Below are 26,690 nucleotides of genomic sequence, written 5' to 3'. Positions count from 1 at the left end.
AGGACAGCCCGGCGGCGGACAGGGTCCGATGGGAGCCGAGCTGATGGATGCCAGAACGCGCAAAGCCGTCGCCGCCCGCGACCGGGCGGTCGGACGGGTCAGTCACCTGACCTGGCGGATCGGGAGCTTCGCGGCCGTCGGGGCGGTGGTGCTCGGCGCCGGGTTCGCACATCTCCTGCCGACGCATCTGCCGCACTTCAGCTCCAACGGCGGCTCCGGCAACTCGGGATCCTCCGGTACCTCAGGCTCCAACTCCGGCTCCACCAACATCCAAGGCCCCGGAACCGCTCCCCAACAAGGCTCCGGCAGTGGCAGCCACGTCACCTCCGGCGGGTCCTGACACCATGCGCACCCGCACAGCAGCAGCGGCGGCCACAACAGTCGGCCGAGCCGGCTTCACCGCACTCGGCGGCCTAGCGGTCGTCCTCACCGCGGATCCCGACGCCATCGAACCCGCAGCCGAGGCCGTCCGCGCCGAAGTCGCGGCCATCGACCAGGCCTGCAGCCGCTTCCGCGACGACTCCGACCTCTCCCGAGTGAACGCCCACGCGGGGGAGTACGTCGAGGTCGGCCCCCTGTTCGCCGAAGCGCTGAGCGCCGCGCTCTGGGCCGCCCACATCACCGACGGCGACGTCGACCCGACTTGCGGCGCGTCCGTCCGCGCGCTCGGCTACGACATCGACTTCGCCGACCTCGCGACCGGCCCCCTGCGCTCGGCCGTGACCCGCCCCGGCGCCGGCTGGACCTCCGTCGAGTGGGACCAATCACGGTCAGAAGTCCGGATCCCGGCCGGCACCGCACTGGATTTCGGCGCCACCGCCAAGGCGCTCGCGGCGGACCGAGCCGCGGGACGCGCCGCCACCGCCGCCGACTGTGGCGTCCTCGTCAGCCTGAGCGGGGACATCGCCGTGTGCGGCCCCGCGCCCGAGGGCGGCTGGCGCGTGCGCGTCACCGACGACCACCGCAGCGGCGACGACGTCCCCGGCCAGACCGTCGTCGTCACCGAGGGCGGGCTCGCCACGTCGAGCACCACGGTCCGGGCCTGGCAGGTCTGGTCGGACGAGACCGTCCCGCAGCGCATCACGGTCCACCACATCGTCGACCCCCGCACCGGCCGCCCCACCGACGGATCCTGGCGCACCGCCTCGGTCGCGGCCGCCACCTGCCTGGACGCCAACGTCGCCGCCACCGCGGCGATCGTCCGCGGTCACACCGCCGCGCGCTGGCTCGCCGGGCTGGGCCTCCCGGCACGGCTGGTACACGCGGACGGCACGGCGCTGACGGTCGCCGGCTGGCCCGAGGACGAGGACCCCGAGACCGCCGCACCAGCAGTCAGTGCCCTGCCAAGGTTCGGTGTCGCGACCGGCCGTCGCACGGCTCCACGCCCCCACCCCGGCAGCCGGCGATGATCCTCGCCTCCAACGTCGTCTCCTCGAACAGCTGGCTCTGGTACGCGACCCGCGCCACCGGTGTCATAGCCCTGATTCTGCTCACCAGCAGCGTGGTCCTCGGCATCGTCGTGCGGGTCCGCGCGGCCTCGGAGCGGTGGCCGAGGCTGGTGACGCTCGGGGTGCACCGGAATCTTTCGCTGCTGGTGCTGGCCTTCCTCGGGCTGCACATCCTTACCGCGGTCGTCGACAGCTACGCGCCGGTCGGCTGGCTGTCGGTCGTCGTGCCGTTCGCCTCGTCGTACCGGCCGCTGTGGCTCGGCTTCGGGACCGTCGCGTTCGACCTGCTCATCGCCGTGACCGTCACCAGCTTGCTGCGCACGCGAATCAGTGCCCGGTTATGGCGGTTGGTGCACTGGACCACCTATGCGTGCTGGCCGTCGGCCGTCATCCACAGCCTGGGGACGGGATCGGACACGAAGCAGCCCTTCACCCTCGGCGTGACGATCGCCTGCGTGGTGGCCGTGCTCGCCGCGGGTGTCTGGCGGTTGGCCTCCGGCTGGCCCACGCACGCGGGCGCGCGGCTGGCCGCCGGTGCGACCGGAGCGGCGCTGGTGATCGGCGTCGCGGTCTGGACGATCTTGGGTCCGTTGCATCCCGGGTGGGCCGCACGGTCCGGTACCCCGGCTGCACTTCTGGCCCGGGCGCAGGCGCCCGCCGACAACGTGTCGGCGCAGACATCCTCTCAGCTCCCTGCGTTGCCCTTCACGACCACCATCACCGGAACCTCCGCTACCGCCTCGTCGGATTCCGGTACGACCACCGTCACCCTCAGCGGCCAGGGCTCTGATTCGGTCGCGTTCCAGGTCGTCATCAGCGGTCCGGCGGCCTCCGGGGGAGGAGTGCGGATGACCAGCAGCCAGGTCTCCTTCGGCCCGGCGTCGAACACGCGCCAGTACACGGGGCATGTGGCGTCGCTGAACGGGAGCACCATTGTGGCGACCGTGACGGACAGTTCCGGTTCCGGTTCCGGTCCCAACGTCACGCTCAGCTTCGACGTCTCCCTGTCCGGCTCCGCGCTGAGCGGCTCGCTGACGGCGAGCTCGGCGTGAGCACCGCGCAGCGCGTCACGCGCCTCACGGCGACCGGCGCCGGCTACGCCGACCTGGCGGCGCACGTCCGGTGCCACGGCCCGCTCCCCACGGTCGACGCCGCGCACATCATCGACGTCGTCGAGCGCTCGGGCCTGACGGGACGCGGCGGCGCGGCGTTCCCGACCGGCCGGAAGCTGCAGACCGTGGCTGGCAACGCGCGCCGGTCCGGGGCGGTGGTGATCGCGAACGGCTGCGAGGGCGAACCGGCGAGCGGCAAGGATCGCAGTCTCCTGATGAACGCGCCGCACTTGATCCTCGACGGCATCGTGCTCGGCGCGCGGGCCGTCGGTGCTGCGCAGGCGTATCTGTGTGTCCACGAAGGCCAGGACGACCTTCTCAGCACCTTGCGACGCGCGCAGTCTGAACGCAGAACGGCAGGGCTGCCGGACGTGGACATCACGGTCGTCGAGGTCCCGAACCGTTACGTGGCCAGCGAAGAGAGTTCGCTCGTCCACCTGCTCAACGGCGGTCCGGCGGTGCCGCTCTCCACCCCACCGCGTCCTTTCGAACGCGGGGTGCGAGGGCGGCCGACGCTGGTCGACAACGTCGAGACGCTGGCTCACATCGCTTTGGCGACCAGGCACGGCGCTGACTGGTTTCGAGCGGCCGGTACGCCGGACGCCCCGGGCACGGCGCTGGTCACCGTCGGCGGAGCCGTCGCGGTGCCGGGCGTGTACGAGGTCGAACTCGGTCTCTCTGGCGCGGACTTGCTGGCAGTCGCCGGCGGTCCCGCCGAACCGGTGGGCGCGGTCCTCGCCGGCGGCTACTTCGGCGCTTGGCTGCGTGCCGATCGCTTCGCCACGGCGCCGATCACGCCGCTCGGGCTGCGAGGCGTCGGTGCCGCGATGGGTGCCGGGATCTTCCTCGCGCTGCCAGCGACATCGTGCGGCCTGGCTGAGACCGCGAGGGTGGCCAGGTACTTGGCGGACCAAAGCGCCAGCCAGTGCGGGCCGTGCCTCAACGGCCTTCCCGCACTTGCCGACGCCCTGGCCACCCTTGCGCTTCGCGGCGGTGGCAAGGCCTCAGGGACCATCACTTCCCTGTCGCCCTACGTCACCGGCCGCGGCGCCTGCCGTCATCCCGACGGCGCGGTCAGGCTGATCAACAGTGCCCTGACGACGTTCGCGGACGACGTGCGCTCTCATGCTCAGCGCGGACCGTGCCAAGGCCTGCGCCGTACGCCGATCCTCCCGATCCCGGTGAAGGTGTGACATGCCCAGACGTCACCACGACCGCACCCTGCGCGTGGACCCGATCACGTGCGAGGGCCACGCTCTGTGCATCGAGGCCTTCCCCGAGATGATCACGGCCGATCCGTGGAACTACCCCGTCCTCAATCCCCATCCCATTCCGGACCACCTGCTCCGCCACGCCGAGCACGCGGTGAAGGTGTGTCCGGTGCTGGCGCTGCGGATCGTGACGAGCTTGCGAGACCCGACGTAGAGCTGATTCCCCGTGCTACGCGGGTTTTCCAGCCTCGATCCAGCGCGCGAAGACGTCCGTCTTCTCCGACGGCCAGGCGCCGTCGCACGGCATCGACCCCTGCCGCAGGCGGCCGAGGATCGCGGCGGCGTGCCGGCTGACGTCCTCGTGCGACCACAGGTCGAAGACGAAGGTCATCGACTGGCGGTCCATCGGGCGGAACAGGGTCTTGATATGCGCTTCGAAGCTGAGTGGCTCGTCGGCGGCGGGCAGCGTCATGACAGGTCCTTCCGGGTCGGTCTGGACGGCGAGTGCGGAGACTCGGGAGTCGGGCGTCGCGTTGCACACCCACCACCAGCGGGGGACGGGCATGTGCGGCGGCGGGTGCGCGCCCGGCTGGGAGTTCTCCACCGCGATGCGCGAGCCCCACTCGATGTAGGCGACGAAGGCGGCGCGGAACTCGGGGTCGCTGGGCAGGCCGGCCTCGCCCGCGGACTGGATGATGAGCTGGGCCCAGCGGGCGCGCTGCGGTTCGGTGAGTGCGCGGCCGGCGTGCTGGCCGACCATGTGGTCATAGCCGCCGTAGGTGTCGGTGTACTGCTTGGGGCCGCCGAAGGTTTCGCCGAGCCAGGCCGCGACGCGCTCGGGGTGGTCCGGCGACATGTCCGCGAAGATCGGCGCGAGCAGGGGGTCCGAGGGGACGTGCTTCTCGTAGAAGAGCCGCGTCATCCTGGTCAGCGCCGGCAGACCGCCGGCCCACTGGAAGAGCGTCGGTTCGGCGGGCATGGGCGGGTCCTGGAAGTCGACGTTCCAGTGCATGCCGCTGCAGAAGGGCTTGTTCTGGGACTGGCCGCAGCGGCACAGGCTGTAGTGCTCGGTCGAGGCGCCTTCGTTCCGGGGTTCCGGCTCGCCGTCGGGACCGGTCAGCGGGATCGAGCCGGTGACGCGGTACGGGCCGTCCTTGGAGACCTCGATGGCCGGCGGCCGGTCCCGGTCGACCTGCTCCCGGGCCTCGCGGCCGTCGACCGCGAAGCTCAGGGCGCCCGACGGGCAGGCGCGGACGGCCCGGACGATCTCGTCCATGCGGCCGCCGCTCGGTGCGACGAACGGCTCCTCGCCCTGGCGGAAGACGGTGGGGAGGCGGTCGGTGCACATGCCGGAGTGCGCGCAGATCCCGCGGTTGTCGAAGACGGTGACCTGCTGGCCGGGGTGGGTGTCGCGGCGGTCGGGGACGCGGGAGGGGCTTTTGGCGCCGGTGAAGCCGTTCTTCGCGTGGGTGCCGTCGCAGAAGGGTTTGGTCGCCGAGGCGCCGCACCGGCACAGCGCCAGCTGCGGGCGGACCGGGAGCGGTTCGCCGAGCCAGGTGGTGAGGTCGGTGGCGTTGGTGACGAGGTAGGGGCCGTCGGGCGCGGCTTGGATGCTGGTGGGGAGGCTGCTCTGGAGCTCGGTCAGCCGGGCGGTTCGGGCCTCGGCGGTTTCCGGGTCCGGCGCCGATCGGCAGGCGAGGTCCTGGAGCGTGGCGGCGGCTTCGATGAGGAGCGCGGGGGCGCTGGCGCCGACGTCGGCACGCAGGCGGGTGGCGACCTGCGCGATTCGCCAGAGTTCGGAGTCGATCGAAGCGTCCTCGCCGAGGCGAATCCCTTCTTCCACCAGGTCGTTCCCGTCATTCGCGGCGAGCATCGACAGTGGTCTGGCAACGGAATCCGTCAGCCGCGCCGCGACATCGCTCCCGGGCTCGGCATCTGCGATGTGGCGCTCAAGTCTCAGGACCTCTGCCAGCAATCTGGTCGCCGACACCGAGCCCGTCTCGTTGTTCGTAGTCATCCCACCACCGAGGTGCGCTCGTAGTGCCGCATCTCCTGGATGTCGGTGAAATACGGCTTCACCTCGGCGAAGAACGCCCCGAAGTGCGGGCCGGAACGGAACCCGACGGTGTGGTCGTCCGCGGAGGTCCAGGTGATGCGCAGGATGTACTGCTCCGGCGCCTCGACGCAGCGGGTGAGTTCGTAGTCCAGGCACTGCGGCGCCGCCGCCAGCGATCCGGCGGCCCGGGCGTACGCGGCCTCGAAGTCCGCGGCGCGGTCCTCCGCGACCTGGTAGCGGATGTATTCAACGATCATGGTGGATCCCTCAAGCCTTCGTCCGGGGACACGCGACTCATCAATACGGTACAGGTGTGTATTGGATAGATACAATCCAGAGGTGCACCGGAAGACGACGCCACAGGTCGGAGCCCGATCCGCGGGCCAGGGCAGGGCGCGTGACGGCGGGATCGACACCCGGATCCTGGCCGCCGCCAAGCGTCAGCTCGCGGTGCTGGGCTACGAGGGCATGTCCATCGCCGCGGTCGCCTCCGAGGCTGGCACCACCCGCCAGGCGCTTTACCGGCGCTGGCCGACCAAGGCCGCCCTTGCCGATGCCGCTGTCGCCACCGTCGACGACACACCCCCGGCGCCCCAGCGGGGCGACGCCCCGGCCGTCGCGGACCCGCTGGCCGCTCTGATCGCCGAGCTCACCGACTTCCAACGCAAGGTCACGCGCCCCGGTCGGCTCTCCCTGGTCGGCACCATGCTCCAGGAGAACACCGACCCCCAGGCCCGCGATCGGTACCGCACACAGGTGATCCACCCGCGCCGTCGCCGCATCAAGGCCATCCTCGAAGCCGCGCAAAGCCTCGACCTGATCGACCAGGACGCCGACCTCACCGTCGCCGTCACGATGTGCACCGGCGCCTGGTACGGCCGCGCGCTGGCCGGCGAGCCCGTGCCGCCGGAGTGGCCTACGCGGACCGCCATGCTTGTGTGGCGCGCGCTCGGTGGTCGCGATCCCGCCGGTGCGGGGGCCTGAGAGCACCGGACCGGCAAGCGAGAGACAATGACCCGGCGGCAGCCGGACAGTATCGGTGTCCGGCTGCCGCGTCGGCAGCGCCGGCCGTGGCCGCCGTCCCAGCTGTGGCGGCCGTGACGGCCATGCCGTCCGTCAGCCGAAGCGCCCGTTGACGTAGTCCGCCGTCCGCTGGTCCCGGGGCCGGGAGAACATCGCCTCCGTGGGTCCGTGCTCCACGATGCGTCCCGGCGTTCCCGCGGAGGCGAGGAAGAAGGCGCAGCGGTCGGAGACGCGGGACGCCTGCTGCATGTTGTGCGTCACGATCACGATCGTCACCTCCGACGCCAGTTCGCGGATCGTCTCCTCGATGCGGTTGGTGGAGGTCGGGTCGAGGGCCGAGCACGGCTCGTCCATCAGCAGCACTTCCGGGCGGACCGCGAGGGAGCGGGCGATGCACAGGCGCTGCTGCTGGCCACCGGACAGCGCGCCGCCGGGTTGCTTGAGGCGGTCCGACACCTCGTTCCACAGGCCGGCGCGGGTGAGGCAGGACTCGACGATGTCGTCCTGTTCGGACCTGGAGCGGCGGGTGCCGGTGAGTTTCAGCCCGGCCGTGACGTTGTCGTAGATCGACATGCCCGGGAAGGGGTTCGGCTTCTGGAACACCATGCCGATGCGTGCTCTGGCCTCGGTGAGACGGACCGCCGGGTCGTAGATGTCGCTGCCGTCCAGCAGGACCTCGCCGGCCAGGGTGGCCGACGCCACCAGTTCGTGCATGCGGTTCAGGATGCGCAGGAAGGTCGACTTACCGCAGCCCGAAGGCCCGATCAGAGCCGTGACCCGGCCGCCGGGCATGGTCAGGGAGACCCGGTCGAGGACTTTGCGGTCGCCGAACCAGGCTGAGATCGCGCGGGCCTCCAGGGTGCCGGGGCCGGTCCCGGCCCGCGTCGGGGCATCCGGCTCGGTGCGGCCGGCGGGTCCGGGCCAAGCGCCGATCGGGCCGTCCTCGGCAGTGTCGATGGGGCTTTCAGCCATCTCGGTCATCGGGCTCGCTCCAATAATGCTTCGGTCGCATCGGATGCGTCCGGGACGGATCAGGTCAGGTTGGGCAGCAGCAGGGCGATCCGGTCCGCGAGCGTCAGCCCCAGGACCAGCAGCACCGGCACGGCGACCAGCCACGTCTTGGACCGGCCCCAGCGCGGCCCGGCCCAGAACGCCAGGACCGTCGTGGCCACCAGCACGGCCATCCAGGCGGCCACGTCGAGCCGGGCGTACGGGTCCCGGGCCATCGGCCCCTCGTCGCGGGCGAAGACCGGCACCACGCCCAGCGGGGTGGGCTGAACCGGCGAGACCAGGTCGGCGTCGACGTAGAGCGCGTCGTCCGGGGTGTACGCGGGGCCGGTGGCGGTGATCAGGGTCAGGCGGCCCAGCTGGCCGTGCAGGCGCGCGGGTTCGGGGTCGCCTCTGCGCCGGGTGTCGGAGACCTGGTACACCGCGACGCCCTGGCCGGTCGTCACCTCGATGCGGTCGCCGGGCTGCAGCTGGTCGAGGTAGTGGAACGGGCCGCCGTAGCCGAAGGCGCGCGCCAGGACGAAGCTCGTGCCCACCTGGCCCGGCAGCACGCTGCCGCGCAGCAGGCCGGGCCCCGATTCCAGGATCGCCCCGGAGGTGCCCTCGGCGACGACCTCGTCGACGCCGATGCTCGGGATCGACAGCAGCGCGACCGGGGCGCCCGGACTCAGCAGCACGCCGCGGTAGTCCCGCGCGCCGATCGGGGCGGTGCCCGCGGCGAGTTCGGCGCGGAGGGCCGCGTATTCGACCTGCTGGTCGTGCCGGTGCTCGAAGCGGCCGAACACCGCCACCTCGGCCACGAACGTGGACATGACGACCCCGAAGGTGCAGATCGCGACGCCGGCCGCCCGCAGCAGCCACGGCTTGGCCAGCCAGTCGGGAATCAGGGGACGGATTCGCCGGACCAGCCAGCCGGGAACCAGGGGACGGAGCAGCCTGGCCAGCAGCAGGACGAGCCCGAGCGCGGGCACCAGTACCACGGGAGCGGCTATGAGACGCTGCTTGAGGGCGGAGCCAAGGCTGGGGCCGGGTTCCTCGGCATCCGACTCGTCTTCGCCTGCGTCTTCATCTACGTCTTCGACATCGGCCTCGACGTCGGCACCGGCCTCGGCATCCGCATCCGCATCGGTCTCGACGTCGGTCTCGACATCGACGTCGGCATCGGTCTCGGCGTCGGCATCGGCATCGAAGTCATCCGCGTTCTGTCTGGTCACGGTCGGCCAGGCCTCTTCTTCAGTACCGGCGAATTCAGTACCGGCGAAAGGGGTGGCAGCCAAGCGGTATCGACGCCCGGCTGCCACCCGGTCGGGAAGCTCGGAGCACTCATCAGATCGCGGTGAGCGTGAAGGTGGCGGCGGGACCGGCGGCGCTCGGGGTGTCCAGTGACAGCGCGGCGTCCAGACGCGCCGTCCCCAGGCTCGCCCCCGGGGCGGCTGACGCCAGGATCCGCGGCTGGTCCAGGCCCAGGTCCGGCCGCACGGTGATCCCCGGGCCGAGCACGATCGCCTCCCCGGGGGCGGCGTCCAGCAGGTTGGGCTTCCAGCCGAGCCCGCCGGTGGGCTGGTCGGTGAGGATCGCGGTCACCGTCCACCCCGGATCCCCGGTGCGGTTGTCCGTCACGACGATCGGTTGGAGCCGGCCCGCCAGCGGCGCCTCCTTGAGCGGCACGCTGATGACGAGCGAGCCGGGCGCCATCGCCGTGGACACGGTGATGTCCCCGCCGCCGAGCACCGTACCCGGGCCGGCGGTGGTGCCGGCGGAGTTGCCGGCGGCCTCGGCCGGCGAGGCCGCGCCCAGAACGTAAGCCGTCACCGCGATCACCACGAAGACCGGGACCCGCGCCACGGCCGGGAAGGACGAATCAGCTGTCTCCGTCACGGGTTCTCCGCCTTTCCGGACCCCGTAGAAGAACCGGTCGAAGACCCGGTTGAAGACCCGGCCGAAGGCGCGGCCGCGGACACCGTGGTCTTCTTGGGCGCGGCCGTCTTGGCGGAAGCCGTCTTCTTGGCGGCAGTCGTCTTTGCCGCAGCCGTCTTGCCAGCCGCCTTCTTCGCCGCGGGCGTCCCGGGCTTCGGCGTCGCGCCCCGCCGCTTCCGCGCCTGCCGCTGCCACACCCACACCCCGCCGAGCGCGCCCAGCATCAGGACGAGCAGCATCATCGTCCACGGGATCGTCGTCAGGGAGAAGTTCTCATCCATGGCCGCCATCACCGGGTCGACGTCGCCGGGGACCGGCTGCGGCACCACCGAGATGCGTACCGTGGAGGCGAACGAGGGCAGCACCCCCTTCACCGTCGCGGTCACCTGCTCCTGGTCTCCGGGCAGCAGTTCCTTGACGTCGGCGATCGGCAGGCTCGGCCGCGAACCGCCGATCAGGCTGCTGACGTGGATGCTCTGCGTCGCGGACATCCGGACGTTGCCCGTGTTCTGCACGGTGTAGGACACGGTCACCGTGCCGCCGCCGAACGGGTTCGCCGAGCCGTGGTAGATCGCCCTCACGTGGGTCACCATCAGCTGCGGCTTCAGCGCGCCGGGGACCCGCACCTGCAGCCGGGTACCGACCCGGGACTCGACCGCGATCTGGCCGCCCTTGCCGTCGGCCGCCTGGGTGGTCAGGGAGAGCATGATGCCCCCGACGTGGTCGCCGGGCCGGGCGTTCGCCGGGACCTGCAGGGTGAAGGGCAGGATCTGCGAGGACTTCGCGGGCAGCGTGACGGTCGTGGCGGCGAACGACACCCACAGGCCGACGTCCCGGGCCTTGGTCTCCAGGGGCAGGACCGTGAAGCCGCCGTCCGCGGTGTTGTAGGCGTCGGTGGCGTAGATCCGGAGCTTGAGCGGGCTGGTGCTGTAGTTGGAGACCGCGACGTAGTCGGTCTTCTTCGCGCCCGGGGTCGCCTGGTAGGTGAACGAGTCGCGGGTCTTGTCGCGCGCGGTGGCGGTGGCCGGCTGGATGCCGAACGTCGCGGCGGCGCCGCCGGGCGCCGGGGCGGGGGTCGGGTCGGTCCTGGGCGCGGTCCCGGCCGACGCCGGAGTCGTCAGGACCGGGCTCGTCAGGAGCACACCGGCCACGGCCGTCGCGGCCAGGGCCTTGATCAGGGAACGGAGACGGGGCATCGCCTGGTCCTACTCTCGACGGGGGTGCGGGGGCTGTACTTGTCGCTGCGGGGGAGCGGCAGCCGGGCGGTATCGGTGCCCGGCTGCCGCTCCTCACTCATCGGTGAACGTGACAGCGCTCCATCCGATGGTTCAGATGACCGTCAGCGTCAGCGTGCTCTGATACGTGCCGGCCGTGGTGGTGGTCGGGACGTTCAGCGCCAGCGACGCGCCGATCTTGGCCGTGCCCAGTCCCGCGCCGGAGGCGGCGGAGACCAGGGTCCGGGACTGCGACAGGCCGGCGGTGCCGTTGTCGGAGGCCGGGACACCGTTCGCCGGGGCGACGGCCGGGCCGATGGTCAGGGTCTGGCCGGCCGAGCCGGTGGGCTGGCCGGGCGTCCACCCGAGGTTCTCCGCGCTGATCTGGCCGGCGCCGCCGGTCTGGGAGAACGCCGTGGCCAGGCCGGAGGCGGTCCAGCCCGGGTTGCCCGCGCGGTTGTCGGTGACGGTCACCGTCTCCAGCGAGCCGGAGGTGGTGAACAGGGTGCCGTTGCTGTTCAGCGCCGGGTCCGGCAGGGAGACCTGGCCGGTCGGCACGCTGATGTTGAGCGACCCGGCGTCGACCGTCGTGGTGATGGTCTCGGTCGTGGTCGGCGGGACGTACTTGGTGATCGTGAACGGCACCGCCTGCGAGGCGGAGGCGCCGAACGCGGTCGTGTTGGTGGGCACGAACGAGGCCGTGAGGCTGTGCGTGCCCAGGGCGAGGGAGGTGGTGTTGAACGCGGCCGAGCCGTTCGTCAGCGCGACCGTGCCCAGCGTGGTGGTGCCGTCCATGAACGCGATCGAACCGGCGGCGGTCGCCGGCTGGACGCTCGCGGTCAGGTTGACGTTGCCGCCCTGCACCTGGCCCGAGCCCGGGGTGGCGATCAGCGACGTGGTGGTGGCGACCGGACCGACCTGGTTGACGACGTACGAGGACGCCGCCGAGGTCGAGCTGGAGAAGTTCGCGTCGGTGGAGGTGAACGCGGCGGTGATGGAGTGCGTCCCGACCGCCAGCGAGCTGGTCTGGTAGGTGGCGACGCCGTTGGCCACCGCGACCGGGGTCGCGTTGAGCGCGGTCGTGCCGTCCAGGAAGGTGACGGTGCCCGCCGCCGCCGGGTTGACGGTCGCGGTCAGCGTGACCTGCGAGCCGAAGCTCACCGGGCTGGCCGGGGCCAGGCCCAGCGTGGTCGTCGTCGACTTGCTCGACGCCGAGCTCCACGCGGTCTCACTGGAGAACGTGATCTGGCCGGAGAAGTCCCCGCCGACCGTGGTGCCCAGCGCCGGGACGCACTGGATGTCGATCGTGTACGGCGTCGTGCCCGACGCGTTCGGGTCCAGCTTGGTGACCGAGTACGAGGTCGCCAGCGTCCGCAGGTCGTTGGAGATGGCGATCGCGTAGCCGGCGTTGTTCGGGCCGACCGGGAGCACGGAGACCGGCTCCTTCTTGACGGCCACGGCCCCGGCGGGGAAGTTGCCGCCGCTGATGATGCCGACGATGTCCGGGTCCGCCGCGGGGCAGACGTCCGAGGTGTTGATGTTGAACACCTGGGAGTCGGCGCCCGAGCTGGGCGAGAACGTCAGCGTGCCGGTGGCGGCCGACGCGGTGGCGGCGCCCAGCACCGTCATCGCACCGACCGCTGTGGCGGTCGCAACCGCGGCCGCCGCAAAGCGGACGAACCTGTTGCTGAACAAGGTGCTTCTCCTCATCTGTTCACGTGGAGCGGGAGGTGAGCGGCCGGACGGCCGTCACTACGGGGCGGTAACGTTGGTGGTGCTACCGCAGTCGGGGGCGACGGTGAAGCCGAACTTCGTGATCGTCGCGGTGTCGGCGCAGACCAGCGAGGAGCCGCCGACGAAGGTGGTGCTCCACGGCGCGGTGGCGGTGTCGGTCGTCGGGATGACGTTGTAGACCTCGCGCGTGACCGGGAAGGCCGAGTTGATCTGCTGCGCGGCGACCCCGGCGATGGCACCCAGGACAGCCTGGCCGCGCACGTCCTGGATGGCCTGCGACTCCTCGGCGTCGTAGGACGCGATGGAGAACGGGATGAGCGAGGTGTCGGTCAGCACGCGGCCGTCCTGCTCCTCGATCGGCTGCCCGTTGGACTTGTCGGTGATGCAGGGGTACTTGCCGGCGACCACGTCGGCGTCCGTGATGCCCATCTTGCCCTCCCAGAACGAGCGGGTGCCCGATCCGGCCTGCGGCAGCATCGCGGTGATGGCGAAGTTCGGGGCGCTGCCCACGACCGCCGGGTTGCAGGTGTAGATGGACTGCAGCGTGGCCAGGTCCAGGTTGCGCGGGATCGTGACGTCGTTGCCGGTGATGGCGTAGGTCACGCCGTCCAGCGCGAACGGCACGTAGGTCAGCTGCGCGCCGCCGGTGGCGGCCAGGTTCAGGCTGGAGGAGCGGGAGAACTGCAGGCAGCCGTTGTTCGCGGCCAGCGACTGCAGCAGCGCGGTGCGGCCGGCGCCGGAGCCGTTCGGACGGGCGATCGACTGGCAGGCCGCGGCGGCCTGGGTCGCGATCGTCGCCGAGCCGGTGGCGTCGTAGGAGCCGATGACCTTGCTGCCGCCGATCGTGATGTCGTTCGACAGGCCGTTCATCACCGGGGTGGTGGTGTCCGAGCCGACGCCGGCCAGCGGCCGGTACTGCGGCGTGCCGCTCGGGTCGGCCTGGGCCGAGTTCGCCGCGCCCAGCACGAACAACGCCACGGCGCTGACGACGCTGAGGCCGGCGAGCTTCTTCGCCTTCTGGTTCACTGTCCTGTTCCCTTCGAGGGGGACGGTTCCTGGGACGGGTTCGTCTCAGGACTCTCAGGTGCCGGGTCATCCGAGTCGTCTGAGCCATCCGGGTCGGCCGGGTCATCCGGGTCGACCGGGGCTTCAGGATCGTCGGGATCATCCGGGTCGTCGCCGTCCACCGCGCCGTCCACCGCATCGTCCGCATCGTCCGCCGCGCTGTCCGCCGCACCCGCCGCCGCTTCGGTCCGCCGCGCGACGCGCAGCAGTCCGGGGCCGGCCAGGACGCTCACCCCCGCCGCCAGCAGGCAGACCAGCACCAGGAAGCGGATCGTGCCGATCGCCAGGGCGGGCGTGGGCCCGGCCGACACCGTCACGTCGGCGGCCGGCATGGTGCCCTGCACGACGACCGGAGGACCAGGACCCGTCGGTTTCGGAAGCGGCGGGTGCTGCACCGGCACGTTGCGGGGCGGCGGCGTCGAGGGCGGATGCGGGGCGGAAGCCGGCGCGTGGTGGCTGGACGGCGGGGCGGACGGCGGAAGCCCGATCGGGGCCGCGTCCGGCACGCCGGCGGCGGTCCGCAGATACTTCGCGGCGGCGGCCGTCTGCGCCGCCAGCGCGGCCGGCAGGGGCGCGTAGCCGGGCGGCAGGTCGCCCGGGTCCAGCCCCTGGACCTGCCCGGCCCCGGCGATGTAGTCCAGCAGGTCGGCGTAGTGCCCGCCGTCGGCCTTCGTCAGCTTGCTGGGCGCGGTGGCCGCGTAGGTGAGCGTGGTCAACGGATACGCGCCGAGGTCGATCGCGTTGGGATTCGCGACCAGCATCGTCGGCGCGGCCGGGCTCGGCGGCGCGGCCGCGGCCCCCTTCAACAGCGCGTCCGTGGTCGGCGCGACGCAGTGCGCGTCGAGGTCCGCCTGCGGGTGCTGCTGCCCGGGCGCTAGGAGCGGATCCGGTACGCCAGCCCTGTCGTCGCAGAGCTCTGCGGTCGGCAGGCCGTAGCGGGCCGCGGTCGGCGCGTCGGCCAGCACCAGGATGGCGACCTGGCCGTCCGGCTGCGGCGGGGTCGGGCCCCAGGAGCCGATGTCCGCGCTGTTCGGGCTCCACGTGACGCGCAGGCCCAGGCTGCCCTTGGTGGCGTTGAGGACCCCGTCGTGCATGGTGACCGGGTACGGGTGCAGCGCCAGGCCGCACAGTGCGGCCTGCTGGTTGTGCGTGCCGGCGTGCGAAGGGTCCTGATACACCGTGGGCCGGCAGTAGGGGTCGGTGGTCGGGAAGTCCTCGATCGGGAACTGCGTCCTGAGGTAGTTCGGATTGAGGGTCATGCCCGTGTAGCCGGGCTGACCGTACTTCCCGGCGTTGTCCGCGACGCCGTTGAGGAATTCCGAGGCCGCGGGGTCGTTCTTGAGCCAGGTCCACAGCTCGGTGTAGGCGTCGGCGTTGCCGAACGGCACCACCACCGACGGGATCCCGCCGGAGAAACTCAGGCCCTTGAACTGGGGGTTCAGTGCCAGGAACTCCGGATCCACGGTCAGATCACGCGGATTCTGCTTCGCCAGGTCCGACGCCGCGCCCTGCGCGGTGCCGACGGAGGAGTCGACACCCCACCGGTAGGACTGCGTGACCAGCTTCGCCACCAACCTGGCGTTCAGGTTCAGCCGGGTGAGCTGCACCCCGTTCTGGGCCGCCGGCGGATTCGGCGGCTGTCCCGGCGGCGGGACGACGGCCTGGCTCTGGATGTAGAACGAGATGGTCAGCCCGGAGATCGCGGCCGGGGCGTAGAGCATCTTCGGTAACGGCACGCCCGACGTCGGGACGACCGGTTTGGAGACGAACTGGAAGCCCGGGATGGGCCCGGCGAGCTGTTGGCGGGCGGCGTCCCCGCCGATCTGCGAGAAGCTGAACGGGGCTTTGGGGTTCTTGGCGCACAGCCCCGGCTCCCAGCTCTTGATCGCCTCGGCCAGCATCTCGTCGCCGCCGATCTGCACCTCGTTCGCGCCGATGGTGCAGGCGGAGGCGGCGGGCTGGAAGGTCAGCTGGAAGACGATCCGGTTGGCCCAGTTCGTGGGGGACAGCGGCGAGGTCTGCAGCACGATGTTGGTGCCGTCGACGGTGGTCTTGCCGTCGGCCTCCAGGGTGCTGCGGGGCACCACGACCAGCCAGCAGGGCTCGATCCTGGTGCCGCCCGGCGCCGTCGGGTCGGCGACCGGCTGCCCGCAGCCCAGCGCCGGGGACTCGCGCACGGTGTCCAACTGGAAGTAGACGTGGCCGGTGCCGTTGGCGTAGGTCCGGGCGTAGGGGATCTCGTTCGTGTTCGAGCTGTCGAAGGACGTGGCGATGTGCGCCGGGTCCTTGGTCGGCGCGGGCGCCTGGTAGGGGGTCGTCGGCGCGGTCGTCGGGGCCGGGAGGAAGTCCTCGTACTCCTGGTTCGGGTCTTTGGCGACCGCCGGAGGCAGCAGTGGATCGGGGAGCTGGGGGTTGTTCAGCCGCCGGGTGGTCGGCCCGCCGAGCGTCGTGCCGCCGAACTCACACTGCGAGGCGTCCGGGCCGTTGGGGTCGTCGCCCCAACACTGCATGATCTGCAGGTAGTCGGCGCCGAAGTTGGTGTTGTTGTTCGGCGGCAGGGTGGTTGGCGCGCCGGACCAGCTGACGCCGACGGCTTCGTTGATCAGGCTCTGGGTCTTGTCGACCGTCACCGCCGTGCCGCTGAAGGCGCCGGTGCCGGTTTTGGTCACCGACGAGCTCGGAGCCTGCGCCGCGCTGTGCGGCGGCGCGGCGACGGCGTGCTGCGCCGGGCCCGCGAGCAGGCCGGACACCGCCACGCAGACGGCGAAGACTCCGGAGATCTTGCGGGACAGTGTCAGGGCCCTCATGATCGGCGCCCCTTCCGCAGCCGGGTCACCAGAGGCGGACCGAACACCGTGACCAGCAGCAGGGTCGCCGCCACGGCCGCGAGGTAGGCCCCGAGCGAGCCGCCGAACGACGAACCGACGGACACCGGCTCGGCGGCGGCGTCGGCGCCGTCGAGCGAGACCGCGGTGCTCGGCGTGGTCGGCACCGTGACCACGTCTCTCGTCGAGCTGGGATGCGCCGACGGGCCGCCCTTGCCGGAGGCGCTCGCGGTCGCCGGGCCGGTCGCCCCGCCGGCGCCGTTCCCGCCGTTTCCGTTGTCGCCGCCCGAACCGCCGGACGAGCCTCCCGAGGAGCCGCCGCCGGAGCCGCCGCCCGAGCCGCCCGCCGCGCCGACCGGGATGGCGGTCACCCCGTCGTCGGCGCACTGGGTGTTGCCGGCCTTGTCGCAGGGCGCCGGGTTGGGCGCGGTCGCCACCAGGGTGTTGACCCCGCTGGTGGAGAAGGTGGGGTTGTTGCAGGAGGAGATCACGATGTTCTGCACGACCGCCCCGGGGATCTTCTTGATCTGGTTGAAGCCGGCCTGCACCAGGTTGATCGGCAGCGGCGAGTACCCGAGCGGGGCCATCGTGCTCTGGCCCTGGCACAGCAGGTAGTAGCCGAAGGCGCTCAGCGTCTGGCCCTTGGCCGTGTTGAACGGCGGTGCGGTGGACAGCGGGATGACCATGTAGCTGTAGCTGGACAGCGGGTACGTCCGCGGGTCGGAGTACCCGTACACGTTCGACAGGTTCTCCGTGAGGTACTTCGTGGGATCCGAGGCGTCCTCGTCGATCTGCGCCTGGGTCAGGGAGACGGCGACGTTCGACGCGTTGGGCAGCGTGTAGTAGCCGGCCGCGTTGAGCATCTTCGCGACCGGGAACCCGGACTGGATCGCGTAGGAGTACTCGGTGTACGTGATCGCGCCCTCCGAGGTGGGCTGCGCGACGTAGCCGGCGACCCCGGAGTCCAGCGACTGCGAGATGAAGGCCGATCCGGCCGGCGCCGGCGGGAAGAACGAGGTCGCTCCGCAGTGCGGGGCGACCACGCGGCCCGCCGTGGAGCAGAACGCGTCCCACAGTCCCGGATACTTGGCGGCCATCCAACCCGTCAGCTGCGCGGTGGTGCCGGAGCCGTCGGTGCGCACCACCGGGATGATCTGCCGGGCCGGCAGCGTCAGCCCCGGGTTGGTCTTCGCGATCGCGGGGTCGTTCCAGCTGGTGATGCCGCCGGTGAAGATCTTCGCGATCGTCTGGTCGTCCAGGCGCAGGTCCGTCACCCGGTGGCCGCCGATATCCAGGTGGTACATGAACGCCGTGCCGCCGGCCACCACCGGCATGTAGGCGAACGGCTTGGTCGGCAGGACGTCCAGGGTGCCGTTGTCGACCGAGCCGTAGGGGATGTCGGAGATGGCGAAGTCGACGGTGGCCGGGTCCGCCTTGAACTGGTTGCGGCCGTCGGACGAGCCGGAGCCGGTGTAGCTGACCTGCATGCCGTACTGCGCGACGTCGCTGGTCCACTGGTTCACGGCGTTCTCGGCCCAGGTGGAGCCGGCGCCGGCGATCGGCGCGTACTGCGTCGCCACCGCCGTCGGCGGGGTCGCCAGCTGCGCCCCGAGCAGGCCGAGGGCGGCGCCGAGCAGCAGGAGTCTGCCGCGCGGCGATCGACGGCGCCGCGGGTGCTGGCGGTTCATGAAGGGCGCTCCGGGGGTTCGGGTCGGTCGGTCGCTGCGGGGTCGGTCGCTGCGGGGTCGGTCGGCACGAAGTCGGTTGGTCCGGGCTCGGCCGGCACGGCGTCGTTCGGGGCGAAGCCGATCGCCGCGAGACCCGTCGCCTCCAAGCTGGTCGTCCCGAAGCCGCCCCGGCGCTCCAGGAACCGCGCCTGGACCCGCCTGGACGCGGCGGTCCGGCGTCTGCGCTGGCGCCGGCTCAGCTGCCCCGCGCCCTTGCCGCCGACCGCCCGCGCGGCCACGAACAGCACCAGGACGAGCAGCATCAGCAGTGCTGCGGCGCCGTACCCGCGCGTGATGTAGTTCGGCTGGCCGGAGGTGACGAGTTTGAACGTCGCCAGCGGCAGGGAGGTCTGCGGGCCCCGGCGCGGGTCGTAGTTCGTGTACTGCGTGTAGCCCGCGGTCAGCAGCACCGGCGAGGTCTCGCCGATGCCGCGGGCCGCCCCCAGGATCACCGCCGTGGCCAGTCCCGACCGCGCCGTCGGGATGGTGACCCGGAGCGCGGTCCGCCAGCGGCTGGCCCCCAGGGCGTAGGAGGCCTCCTTCAGATGGCCGGGCACCAGGCGGAGCACGACGTCGGAGGCGCGGATGATGATCGGCAGCGTCATGATGCTCAGCGCGAACGCCGCGGCCAGCCCGGACTTGGGGAGTCCGAATTCGAGGATGAGCAGCGCGAAGACGAACAGGCCGGCCACGATCGAGGGCAGTGCGGTGGCCGCCGCCGCGACCGTCCGCACCAGGTTCGCCAGCCGGCCCGGGGACTCGTTCATGAACACCGCGCAGGCGATGCCCAGCGGGACCGTGATGGCCAGGGTGATCGTGATCTGCTCGACCGTGCCGACCACGGCGTGCCGTACGCCGCCGATCGAGATCGGCTGGACCGGGCCGGCCACCCGCAGGTCCTGCGTGTAGAAGTTCACGTGGGTCAGGGACTTCAGGCCGCCCCAGATCGGGAAGCCGACGATCAGCACGAGGACGCAGAACACGAGGATCGCGATGGAGTGCGTCACCACCGCCATCAGGCGGTCCCGCAGGATCGGGCCGCTCTCGTCGGTCCACACCAGGATCGCGTAGCAGGCCAGGAAGAGCGGATAGCACAGGACGACGAAGCCGAGCGGCCCGGAGAACGGCGCGAACCAGTCGCTGATCAGGACGGTCAGGCTCACGGCCGCGGCGGCGGCGCCGAGGAGGGCGAACAGCGCGTCGGGTTTCAGGCGGCGGACGCGGCGGCGGCGCTCGGGCGGGGCGCCGTCCTCCGGTGATTCCGGCGGCTCCGGCGGCTCCGGCGGGATGGTGGTCTCGTCGGCGTCCTGGGCCTCGACGTCCTCGAAGTCTTCGGAGTTCTTGAAGTCCTTGAAGCCCTCGACGTCCTCGACGGTGGCGGTCATCTCAGCCGCTGTCCCTTCCGGACCGGCTGCGCGCGATGATCGCCGACGCGGCCAGGTTGATGACCAGGGTGAGCAGGAACAGCACGAGGCCGGCGGCCATGAGCGCGGAGAGTTCGAAGGGCGTCGCCGTGCCGTAGTGCGCGGCGATCAGCGCCGCCACCGAACTGGCGCCGGCCTGCAGGAGGTGCGGCTGGATCCGGAACACCAGCGAGATGATCATGTACACCGCGATCGTCTCGCCGAGCGCGCGGCCCAGCCCGAGCATCGCGCCGCCGATCACGCCGCCCCGGCCGAACGGCAGCACGACGGTGCGGATCATGCCCCACTTGGTGGCGCCCAGCGCGTAGGCGCCCTCCCGCTCGCCCAGCGGCGCCTGCGAGAACGACTCGCGCATCAGGGAGCTGACGATCGGGGTGATCATCAGGCCGACCACGATGCCGGCGATGAAGGTCGAGGCGGTGTAGACGGTGAGCGGCGCCAGCGGGTCGTGGACCCGCGCGCCGGTGACGTGGAACCCGGGGATCCAGCCCAGATAGGTCGCCATCCAGTGCGCGACCCCGACCGCCCGGTGCTCCAGGAACAGGAAGCCCCACAGACCGTAGACCACGCTCGGTACCGCGGCCATCAGGTCGATGAGGCTGGTGAACAACGGCCGCAGCCGGGGCGGGGCGTACTCGGAGATGTAGAGCGCCGTACCGAAGGCCAGCGGCACCGCGATCACGATCGCGACCAGCCCGATGAGCACCGTCCCGGTGAGGATCCCGGCCACCCCGAACTTGGACGCGCCGCCGGTGCCGTTCCCCGGGGACCACGCGGCGGTGGTGAGGAAGCCGGTTCCGGCCACCCGCAGCGCCTGCGAGGCGCGGGTGCCGAGGAAGCCGCCGATGACGGCGATGACGGTCAGGACCAGGATCCCGCTGCCGGCCAGCACGGTGAGGAAGACCCGGTCCCCGCCGCGGGCGCGCAGACGTACGGCTCGCGGCGGTTCCGTGCCCGTCACCGGCGGCAGGTCGACGACTACCGTCTCGGCCGCCGGGATGGATTGTTCCGTCATGCCAGGCACACCCGGCCGCGTTCATCCCGAGTCGACGCGGGCAACTCGGCGAGCAAGACGGAGTCCAGGAAGTGGGCGAGGTTGTAGAGGTTCTCCCGCCCCCGCAGATACGTCCGCGCCGACCGCGCGACCACCACGTTGTCGATCTCCAGCCGCCACGTCCGCCCCCCGGTGTCGGCGGCGACCCCGAGCACAGGGACCGCGTCGGCGATCCGCGCCCGCAGGAAAAGAATGGCGGCGTACCCGGTCTCGAAGTCCTCGAAGCAGCCGGGCGCACGACCCAGAACCCGGTTGTTCCCGCCGACCAGCCGCCAGGCCGGAAGCGCCGCCGAACCCGGCCCGGCGATCGCGGTCTGCGAAGGCCCGACGTGAAAGCGAGTATGTGCCATGAGCCCGATCCCTCCCCCACACCCCACAAGGACCGGACGCCGGAGGAGAATCAGTAGCCCGGGCGTCCGCGAACACTAGTTCCGTGCAGGCCGAAGGTCCCAGCCCACTACGTCATAGCGGCGACCGAAGTGTTAACGCCGGACATGGCGCGGCCAAACCACAGACAATCGCAGCCCCCTGACCTTGGCTGATTCACAGCGCCACAGCGGTGACACACAGTGACGATCATCGGTGCCTGCTCATCCGCTTTATCGACGGCTTTGCGCTCCGGCACCGGATCAGGAGGGCGGAGAGGTTCCGCCGATCATGCTGGCCGACGCGAAGCGGAAGTCGGCGGCGCGGCGATGACGGGTGCGGCGCGGCCTTAAGCGATCAACCGTACGGGGGTTGGTTAACGCGAAACAGCCTCGGGCCAGATTTCTTGGCCAGAGGCTGTTTCTGATGTGGCAGGTGAAGGATTCGAACCTTCGAAGCTTTCGCGACGGATTTACAGTCCGCTCCCATTGGCCGCTCGGGCAACCTGCCAGGGATGTGTCCCGCGGGTCCGATCGGGACCGGCTCCGTGGGGCGACGGCACAACAATAGCGGATGGCGGGGGGTGCTTCGCCACCCGGTTCTTTCGTGGGGGGCGGGTGGGGCGGGCGGGGTGGGCGGTCTGTGTGATCTTCGGGTGGGCGGGTGGTGGGGTTGTCGGCTTTTCGGGGGTCGGGCTCGGCCGGCCTGCGCGCCGGTCAGGCGGGGGCTGCTTCGGCGAGGATGCGGCCGAGGTCGGTGCGGGTGTGCTGGACGCGGCGGCCGTCGCGGGTGGTGGTGATCAGGCCGGCGCGGCGGAGGGCGGCTGAGTGGGAGGAGGCTGTGGGCAGGCTGAGGTGCGCCTGGGCCGCGAGTTCGGTGGTGGTGCGGGGGTGGTCGAGGAGGCGGAGGATGCGGGCTCGGGAGGGGCCCAGGACGTCGGCGAGGGCGTCGCTCGGCGGGGTCCCGGTGCTTCCGGTGCTTCCGGTGCGCGGCGGGGGGAGGCCGGGGCCGGCCGGGTAGACGAGGAGCAGGGGGCGGTCGGGCCACGCGCCGATCAGCGGCTCGTGGGTCCAGTGAAAGGTGGGGAGCAGGGTCAGGCCCCGGCCGGCGAGGTGGAGGTCGCGGTCTCTGGAGGCCGGGAGGTGCCAGCTGGCGCCGCAGAGGTGGGCGCCGGGAGTCAGGGCGGTGAGGGCCCGCTCGACGCCGTGCTCGGCGGAGCCGAGGGCGAAGCGGGTGAACTCGGCGGCGTGCTGTTCGCGGACGGTGTTCCAGGACGTCGCCAGCACCGACCGGTAGGCGTCGCGCAGGCTCAGGTCGAGGAGGTCCCAGGCGTGGGCGTCCCGCGCCATCAGGGCCCTGACCCAGGGCGTCGGGGCTCGGTCGAGTTTGGCGACGTCCGAGCGGACGACCCGGCCGGGGGTGCCGCGAACCAGTTCCAGACCCTCTTCGAGGTCGTCGGAGACCGGATCCAGGAACGCCGGGCCGCGGTGGGGTTGGAGCAGGTCCCACAGCGGCCGGGTGGTGGCGGGCAGGCTGTGGCCGACGTCGCGGCGCCAGCGGCCGAACAGCAGGGCCGAGTCGCGGCGGCGGGACATCATCAGCGACAGCTTCAACTCCACCAACGGCGCCGGCCGTGCCAGGAAGCGCACGCGGGCGAAGTCGCCGGGGCTGAAGTGGATCCGCAACATCGTTCCTCCGCAAGCCTTTCCACCAGGATAGAAAGCCTCGCCCCGCTGTGTCGCGCGGTGGATCCTCGCAGGCATGGGTCTGGATCGGCGACGAGTCTCCCGCATCGCGACCGTGCTGGTCCTGGCGCTCGCCGTGGCGGGCTGTCACGGGGGCAGCCCGCGCGCGGTGCCGAGTGGGACACGCAGCATGGCGGCGTCTACGAGTTCTGCGACGGCGGCTTGTTTCGGCCAGCCGGCTGGCGCGCGGGCGCTGACGCTCACGACCAACGACGGCCTGGCACTCTCGGCGGTGGAGATCGGTGGCGGCGCCAAGGGGGTGCTGCTGGTTCCGGAGGCCGGTACGCAGGGTGAATGCGGCTGGATGTCCTATGCCGGTGAGCTCGCCGCGAAAGGGCTGCACGTCCTGCTCTTCGACATGCCGTGTCAGGGAGCGAGTACGTGCTCGTCGGCGGCGTCGGCGGCGGCGGATGAAGAGCAGCCGGGATTCGGGAAAGAAGGCATCGCGGCCGTCGACGCCGCGCTGATCGAGCTCCACTCCGCCGGCGCCAAGACGATCGTGATGGTCGGCGCGTCGGCGGGGGCGACCACAGCGCTGGCCGCCGAGGCCGGAACCGCCGCGAGCTCGTCGCCGGGTGTGGCGGCGATCGTGGCACTGTCGGCCGACGAACTGGGCACCCTGCCGTCCGAGGCCTCGACCATCCACGTCCCCGTCTTCATGGCGGTGGCGGACGGCGACAAGTACGTGTCGACAGTCGACGAGCGCAAGCTCTTCGACGCGCTGGGGGCGCCGCCGACGCTCAGGACGCTGGACGTGCGACCGGCCGGTGCGGGCCACGGCTGGGATCTGTTGGCCGATGACGGGTTCAAGGGCAAGGTGACCGACTTCATCACGGCGCAGCTGGCCGCCGGCTACACCCTCTGGGGCACCGGCGCGAAGACGATCATGCTGAGCAACGAGAGTGACGAGGACCAGGGGTCGTGGCAGGCGTACGCGGACCATCTCGTCGGCGAGGGCTACAAGGTCGCCATGTGGGACTACGGCGATCAGGACCCTGTGACGCATCTCGGCGCGATCGTGGCCGATCTCCGTGCGCACGGCTCCGGACCGGTGTTCTTGATGGGTGCTTCACAGGGTGCGAAGACGTCGCTGGTCGCCGCGGCCGGGATCAAGCCGCCGGTGACCGCGGTGGTGACGTTGTCCGCGGAGGCGATAATGAGGCCGGGTATCGACGTTTCGAGCTATGTCAAGCAGCTGACGTGCCCCGTGCTCCTTCTCACCGCGGCGCAGGACGTCTACGGATCGGCCGACGCCGCCAAGACCTTCCAGGCGGACTTGCCGAACCTGGCGCGCACCCTGACCTACGACGGCTCGGACCACGGGACACACCTGCTGAGCGGATCCAATGGAGTGAAGGTGATCGCGGACGTCGACGCGTTCCTGAAGGCGCACTCGGCCTAGGTCAGAATGTGTGTCTGGGGTGCCGGGAACCGGCCAGGATCTCCAGCGCCTTGATCAGACCATCCGCACCGGCGACGTCCAGGTCCAGGCTGCCGCGGTAGAGCTCCAGCAGGCGCGCGCGCCCGTCGGCGTCGGGCAGCGGGGCTGCGTCCGGGTGGGTGGAGCGGTCCCGGGCGATGAGGCGTATCAGGGCGCTGAACCAGAGGTGGAGCGAGGGCTTACCCGCGGTTGACGGCCCGTGCCAGCCCTGCGGCGATGGTGGTGGCGAGGATCCATCCGGCGGCGGTGAGCAGATAGGCGACCCACTGGTAGCCGCCGGTGGCGACGTAGGCGCGGCCCTGACCGAAGTTGATCACCGGCAGCAGCAGGTCGAGCGAGTAGATCAGGGGATTGAAGGGCGGCGCCGTGCCCGGGCTGACCGGGACCGGATGACGCAGGCCGAAGACCACGATCCCGGTGACCAGCAACGCGGCCAGCCAGCCCAACGCGCGCTCGGGACGGTAGCCGTAGCCGACGGCGGCATCCTGCACGAACCCCCAGGGCCGCGCGGCGCGAGGCAGGGTACGGCGCCGCGCACGCTGCTTGGCGAGCAGGACGCGGCGGGCCTCGCCGTCCAGGCCCTGCCGCCGGTAGACGGCCGCGAGCTGCTCGTAGGGGCCGGGCCGGTACCCGGCGGCCTCGCGGGCCAGCCAGCCGATGCGGCCCGCGACGGGGCCCGGCTCGGCGATGCGGTCGTACGTGAAGCCGTCCCGGGTGAAGTGCGGGGACCAGGTGGCGGGATCGTCGTTGAGGACGCCGACCTGGGCGTTGGCGAGGTGGATGGAGCCGGCCGGCGGGGCGGCGAAGCGGAGGGTGAGTTCGCCGGCCCGGAGGTTGCCGAGGAAGAGGATGTTGGAATCAGAACCAGAAGAAACACTGGCGCTGGTGACGGCAGCTGGACTGGAGGCGGCAATTGCAGCACCGCCGGCGATGGCGGAAGTGGTTGAGGCCCCGCCACCCGCAGTCCCCGCACTGCCTGTGCCGCCGCCACTACCACCGAAAACCGGCCCCAGCCCCAACTCCGCCACCGAACCGGCCAGCACCGCCTCGCGGAAGTCCAGATCGTTCCCCACCCGCGCGCTCGCGAATCGCACCGACCCCGCCGCGCGGATGCCGCGGCAGCGCGCCGCGCCGCCTATCTCAGCGTAACGGGCGTCGAGGGCGGTGGTGTCGTCGCCGCGGAGGGTGGCGCCGTCGAAGCGGGCGTGGCCGGTGATGCGGGCGCCGTCGATGCGGACCAGGCCTTCGGCGTCGAAGCCTTTGTAGCACTGGAGGTCGGCGCCGATCTTGGCCTGGTACGCGATCAGGGCTATGCCTCCGGGCTGGTGCAGTTTCGCGTTCGCCAAGCGCAGTAGGCCTTGGATCTCCGCGCCGGAGAAGCGCAGCATGCCGTCGGCGTGCAGGTCGTCGCCGATCAGGTCGCTGCCGACCTGGACCCGCGCGGCGTCCAGGACCAGGCCGTCGGGGTCGCGCAGGTCCGTGCGCTCCAGGCTCATGACGCCGCCGACCTTCGCGTCGCGCAGGCTCGTGCGCCCCTCGATCGTCGTGCCCCACAGCATCAGGTCGCCGCCGACGCGGATGCGGTCGGCGCGCAGTGCCAGGTCGGCGGGGTGGTGCAGGTGTGCGTCGGTGATCAGGAGTTCGCCGCCGATGACCGCGTGGTCCAGGCGGACGCGTCCGTCGACCCGCGTCTTGTGCAGCACCACCGTCGCCTCAACGCGCGTCAGCGAGGCGTTCAGGCCCGCGAGGCGGGTGCCGCGCAGGTTCAGGCGGCGCAGGCGGGTGTCGTGCAGGTCCAGATCGTCCTGGAACCAGCAGTCGGCGAAGCTCAGCGAGTAGCCGAGCTCCAGGTACTCCAGCTCCAGCGGCCCCACGATGCTCGCGCCGACCACGCGCAGCGGCGCGCGCCGGTCGCCGGCCTCGGTGATCAGGCCCCTGAGGAACTCGGCGCGCAGGGTGCGCTCCGCGCCCCAGGCCGCGCCGGTTGCTGGGTCGTCAGCTGCCGGGTCGCCGGTCTGGAAGGACGTGCGCCCTCCGGCCAGGAAGTCTGCCCGGACCCGCTTCTCGCTGTCGGTGAGTCCGATGGGGCGCATGGGACGTTTCTACCGTGGTTCGGCCAGCTCGATCGAGTCCTGAGGCGGCGTCCCCTTCGGCCGGCGCGGTTCGCGCACGCCGCCGTCGGGTCCCAGAGGTCCCTTCGGCCAGCCCCGGCCGCCCGGCTCGCGGTCCCTCCTTCTCGCTTTTCTGGAACGCAGGGCGTGTTTCACTCGCTGCTTCACCGTCATGTATCGGGAACGCCTCGGAGAAAAGCTCCGGTTCC

21 protein-coding genes, 1 tRNA gene and 1 pseudogene are annotated in these 26,690 nt (G+C 71.5%); 7 read left to right on the top strand and 16 right to left on the bottom strand.

The genetic code is table 11. From position 1 onward, the window contains the following. Positions 1 to 43 precede the first annotated feature (43 nt). The 5 genes from ABH935_RS04410 to ABH935_RS04390 are packed head-to-tail and all read left to right on the top strand — an operon-like array spanning position 44 to position 3,985. Positions 44 to 340 (top strand): hypothetical protein, encoded by a 297-nt coding sequence (locus tag ABH935_RS04410; RefSeq protein ID WP_370376442.1) that lies wholly within the window; start codon positions 44 to 46, stop codon positions 338 to 340. Between the two features lie 4 nt (positions 341 to 344). Continuing rightward, positions 345 to 1,409, top strand: a complete 1,065-nt coding sequence (locus ABH935_RS04405; RefSeq protein WP_370376441.1) for an FAD:protein FMN transferase — start codon at positions 345 to 347, stop codon at positions 1,407 to 1,409. Then, positions 1,406 to 2,500 carry a ferric reductase-like transmembrane domain-containing protein gene (locus ABH935_RS04400; protein WP_370376440.1) on the top strand — a complete coding sequence of 365 codons (1,095 nt, stop codon included), beginning with the start codon at positions 1,406 to 1,408 and terminating at the stop codon, positions 2,498 to 2,500. Before ABH935_RS04405 ends, ABH935_RS04400 begins: the two co-directional genes overlap by 4 nt. Then, positions 2,497 to 3,753: an NADH-ubiquinone oxidoreductase-F iron-sulfur binding region domain-containing protein gene (locus ABH935_RS04395; protein WP_370376439.1), complete on the top strand. Its 1,257-nt coding sequence runs from the start codon at positions 2,497 to 2,499 to the stop codon at positions 3,751 to 3,753. Before ABH935_RS04400 ends, ABH935_RS04395 begins: the two co-directional genes overlap by 4 nt. Before the next feature lies 1 nt (position 3,754). Then, positions 3,755 to 3,985, top strand: a complete 231-nt coding sequence (locus tag ABH935_RS04390; protein WP_370376438.1) for a ferredoxin — start codon at positions 3,755 to 3,757, stop codon at positions 3,983 to 3,985. Positions 3,986 to 4,000: 15 nt separating this feature from the next. Here ABH935_RS04390 and ABH935_RS04385 read toward each other — a convergent pair whose 3' ends face one another. Together ABH935_RS04385 and ABH935_RS04380 are read right to left on the bottom strand one after the other, a co-directional pair. Beyond that, on the bottom strand, positions 4,001 to 5,788 hold the full coding sequence (locus tag ABH935_RS04385) for a CDGSH iron-sulfur domain-containing protein (RefSeq protein WP_370376437.1): 1,788 nt from the start codon (positions 5,786 to 5,788) through the stop codon (positions 4,001 to 4,003). Continuing rightward, positions 5,788 to 6,084 (bottom strand): annotated as a pseudogene (locus ABH935_RS04380) (putative quinol monooxygenase); the annotation flags it as partial. The pseudogene ABH935_RS04380 and the gene ABH935_RS04385, both read right to left, overlap by 1 nt. Positions 6,085 to 6,166: 82 nt before the next feature. Here ABH935_RS04380 and ABH935_RS04375 point away from each other — a divergent pair. Then, a complete protein-coding gene (locus tag ABH935_RS04375; protein WP_370376436.1) occupies positions 6,167 to 6,811 on the top strand; it encodes a TetR/AcrR family transcriptional regulator in 645 nt (214 codons plus the stop codon). Between the two features lie 132 nt (positions 6,812 to 6,943). On the opposite strand, the gene pstB is transcribed toward ABH935_RS04375, so the two are convergent. The 13 genes from pstB to ABH935_RS04310 form a co-directional block, all read right to left on the bottom strand. Next, positions 6,944 to 7,831 carry a phosphate ABC transporter ATP-binding protein PstB gene (pstB, locus tag ABH935_RS04370; protein WP_370376435.1) on the bottom strand — a complete coding sequence of 296 codons (888 nt, stop codon included), beginning with the start codon at positions 7,829 to 7,831 and terminating at the stop codon, positions 6,944 to 6,946. Between the two features lie 50 nt (positions 7,832 to 7,881). Beyond that, entirely contained in the window at positions 7,882 to 9,072 is a 1,191-nt protein-coding gene (locus tag ABH935_RS04365) for a sortase (RefSeq protein ID WP_370376434.1), read from the bottom strand. Between the two features lie 112 nt (positions 9,073 to 9,184). After that, a complete protein-coding gene (locus ABH935_RS04360; protein WP_370376433.1) occupies positions 9,185 to 9,736 on the bottom strand; it encodes a hypothetical protein in 552 nt (183 codons plus the stop codon). Then, positions 9,733 to 10,971 (bottom strand): WxL protein peptidoglycan domain-containing protein, encoded by a 1,239-nt coding sequence (locus ABH935_RS04355; RefSeq protein WP_370376432.1) that lies wholly within the window; start codon positions 10,969 to 10,971, stop codon positions 9,733 to 9,735. Before ABH935_RS04355 ends, ABH935_RS04360 begins: the two co-directional genes overlap by 4 nt. Positions 10,972 to 11,103: 132 nt before the next feature. Further along, on the bottom strand, positions 11,104 to 12,684 hold the full coding sequence (locus ABH935_RS04350) for an Ig-like domain repeat protein (RefSeq protein WP_370376431.1): 1,581 nt from the start codon (positions 12,682 to 12,684) through the stop codon (positions 11,104 to 11,106). Between the two features lie 57 nt (positions 12,685 to 12,741). Next, positions 12,742 to 13,749, bottom strand: coding sequence for a hypothetical protein (locus ABH935_RS04345; protein ID WP_370376430.1), 1,008 nt, complete (start codon positions 13,747 to 13,749; stop codon positions 12,742 to 12,744). Next, positions 13,746 to 16,595, bottom strand: coding sequence for a hypothetical protein (locus ABH935_RS04340; RefSeq protein WP_370376429.1), 2,850 nt, complete (start codon positions 16,593 to 16,595; stop codon positions 13,746 to 13,748). Before ABH935_RS04340 ends, ABH935_RS04345 begins: the two co-directional genes overlap by 4 nt. Beyond that, positions 16,592 to 18,301 (bottom strand): phosphate ABC transporter substrate-binding protein PstS, encoded by a 1,710-nt coding sequence (locus ABH935_RS04335; protein WP_370376428.1) that lies wholly within the window; start codon positions 18,299 to 18,301, stop codon positions 16,592 to 16,594. The genes ABH935_RS04340 and ABH935_RS04335 overlap by 4 nt, the downstream gene beginning before the upstream one ends. Further along, positions 18,298 to 19,725, bottom strand: coding sequence for a phosphate ABC transporter permease PstA (gene pstA, locus ABH935_RS04330; protein WP_370376427.1), 1,428 nt, complete (start codon positions 19,723 to 19,725; stop codon positions 18,298 to 18,300). Before pstA ends, ABH935_RS04335 begins: the two co-directional genes overlap by 4 nt. 1 nt (position 19,726) lies before the next feature. Further along, entirely contained in the window at positions 19,727 to 20,779 is a 1,053-nt protein-coding gene (pstC, locus tag ABH935_RS04325; protein WP_370376426.1) for a phosphate ABC transporter permease subunit PstC, read from the bottom strand. Beyond that, positions 20,776 to 21,168: a hypothetical protein gene (locus ABH935_RS04320; RefSeq protein ID WP_370376425.1), complete on the bottom strand. Its 393-nt coding sequence runs from the start codon at positions 21,166 to 21,168 to the stop codon at positions 20,776 to 20,778. The genes pstC and ABH935_RS04320 overlap by 4 nt, the downstream gene beginning before the upstream one ends. Before the next feature lie 445 nt (positions 21,169 to 21,613). After that, positions 21,614 to 21,694 (bottom strand) — tRNA-Tyr (locus tag ABH935_RS04315). A gap of 206 nt (positions 21,695 to 21,900) precedes the next feature. After that, the gene (locus ABH935_RS04310) at positions 21,901 to 22,872 is read right to left on the bottom strand and encodes an ArsR/SmtB family transcription factor (protein WP_370376424.1); all 972 of its coding nucleotides are present in this window, start codon (positions 22,870 to 22,872) and stop codon (positions 21,901 to 21,903) included. Positions 22,873 to 22,945: 73 nt separating this feature from the next. Here ABH935_RS04310 and ABH935_RS04305 point away from each other — a divergent pair, with 73 nt between their 5' ends. Next, positions 22,946 to 24,331, top strand: coding sequence for a hypothetical protein (locus ABH935_RS04305; RefSeq protein ID WP_370376423.1), 1,386 nt, complete (start codon positions 22,946 to 22,948; stop codon positions 24,329 to 24,331). A gap of 218 nt (positions 24,332 to 24,549) precedes the next feature. Here ABH935_RS04305 and ABH935_RS04300 read toward each other — a convergent pair whose 3' ends face one another. Then, positions 24,550 to 26,463 (bottom strand): hypothetical protein, encoded by a 1,914-nt coding sequence (locus tag ABH935_RS04300; RefSeq protein WP_370376422.1) that lies wholly within the window; start codon positions 26,461 to 26,463, stop codon positions 24,550 to 24,552. Positions 26,464 to 26,690: the final 227 nt, after the last annotated feature.

Origin of the sequence: Catenulispora sp. GAS73, from assembly GCF_041262085.1 — a bacterium.
In the GTDB taxonomy this organism is placed as follows: Bacteria; Actinomycetota; Actinomycetes; order Streptomycetales; family Catenulisporaceae; genus Catenulispora.
Note: the sequence above shows the minus strand (reverse complement) of the source record. Positions and strands in the feature narration are given on the sequence as shown.

Excerpts from the sequence above, each read along its gene's own strand:
- ABH935_RS04390 (WP_370376438.1), top strand. The coding sequence starts at position 3,755 with ATGCCCAGACGTCACCACGACCGCACCCTGCGCGTGGACCCGATCACG.
- pstB (WP_370376435.1), bottom strand. The coding sequence starts at position 7,831 with ATGACCGAGATGGCTGAAAGCCCCATCGACACTGCCGAGGACGGCCCG.
- ABH935_RS04305 (WP_370376423.1), top strand. The coding sequence starts at position 22,946 with ATGGGTCTGGATCGGCGACGAGTCTCCCGCATCGCGACCGTGCTGGTC.
- ABH935_RS04355 (WP_370376432.1), bottom strand. The coding sequence starts at position 10,971 with ATGCCCCGTCTCCGTTCCCTGATCAAGGCCCTGGCCGCGACGGCCGTG.
- ABH935_RS04405 (WP_370376441.1), top strand. The coding sequence starts at position 345 with ATGCGCACCCGCACAGCAGCAGCGGCGGCCACAACAGTCGGCCGAGCC.
- ABH935_RS04335 (WP_370376428.1), bottom strand. The coding sequence starts at position 18,301 with ATGAACCGCCAGCACCCGCGGCGCCGTCGATCGCCGCGCGGCAGACTC.
- ABH935_RS04320 (WP_370376425.1), bottom strand. The coding sequence starts at position 21,168 with ATGGCACATACTCGCTTTCACGTCGGGCCTTCGCAGACCGCGATCGCC.
- pstA (WP_370376427.1), bottom strand. The coding sequence starts at position 19,725 with ATGACCGCCACCGTCGAGGACGTCGAGGGCTTCAAGGACTTCAAGAAC.
- ABH935_RS04300 (WP_370376422.1), bottom strand. The coding sequence starts at position 26,463 with ATGCGCCCCATCGGACTCACCGACAGCGAGAAGCGGGTCCGGGCAGAC.
- ABH935_RS04410 (WP_370376442.1), top strand. The coding sequence starts at position 44 with ATGGATGCCAGAACGCGCAAAGCCGTCGCCGCCCGCGACCGGGCGGTC.
- ABH935_RS04385 (WP_370376437.1), bottom strand. The coding sequence starts at position 5,788 with ATGACTACGAACAACGAGACGGGCTCGGTGTCGGCGACCAGATTGCTG.
- ABH935_RS04400 (WP_370376440.1), top strand. The coding sequence starts at position 1,406 with ATGATCCTCGCCTCCAACGTCGTCTCCTCGAACAGCTGGCTCTGGTAC.
- ABH935_RS04310 (WP_370376424.1), bottom strand. The coding sequence starts at position 22,872 with ATGTTGCGGATCCACTTCAGCCCCGGCGACTTCGCCCGCGTGCGCTTC.
- pstC (WP_370376426.1), bottom strand. The coding sequence starts at position 20,779 with ATGACGGAACAATCCATCCCGGCGGCCGAGACGGTAGTCGTCGACCTG.
- ABH935_RS04340 (WP_370376429.1), bottom strand. The coding sequence starts at position 16,595 with ATGAGGGCCCTGACACTGTCCCGCAAGATCTCCGGAGTCTTCGCCGTC.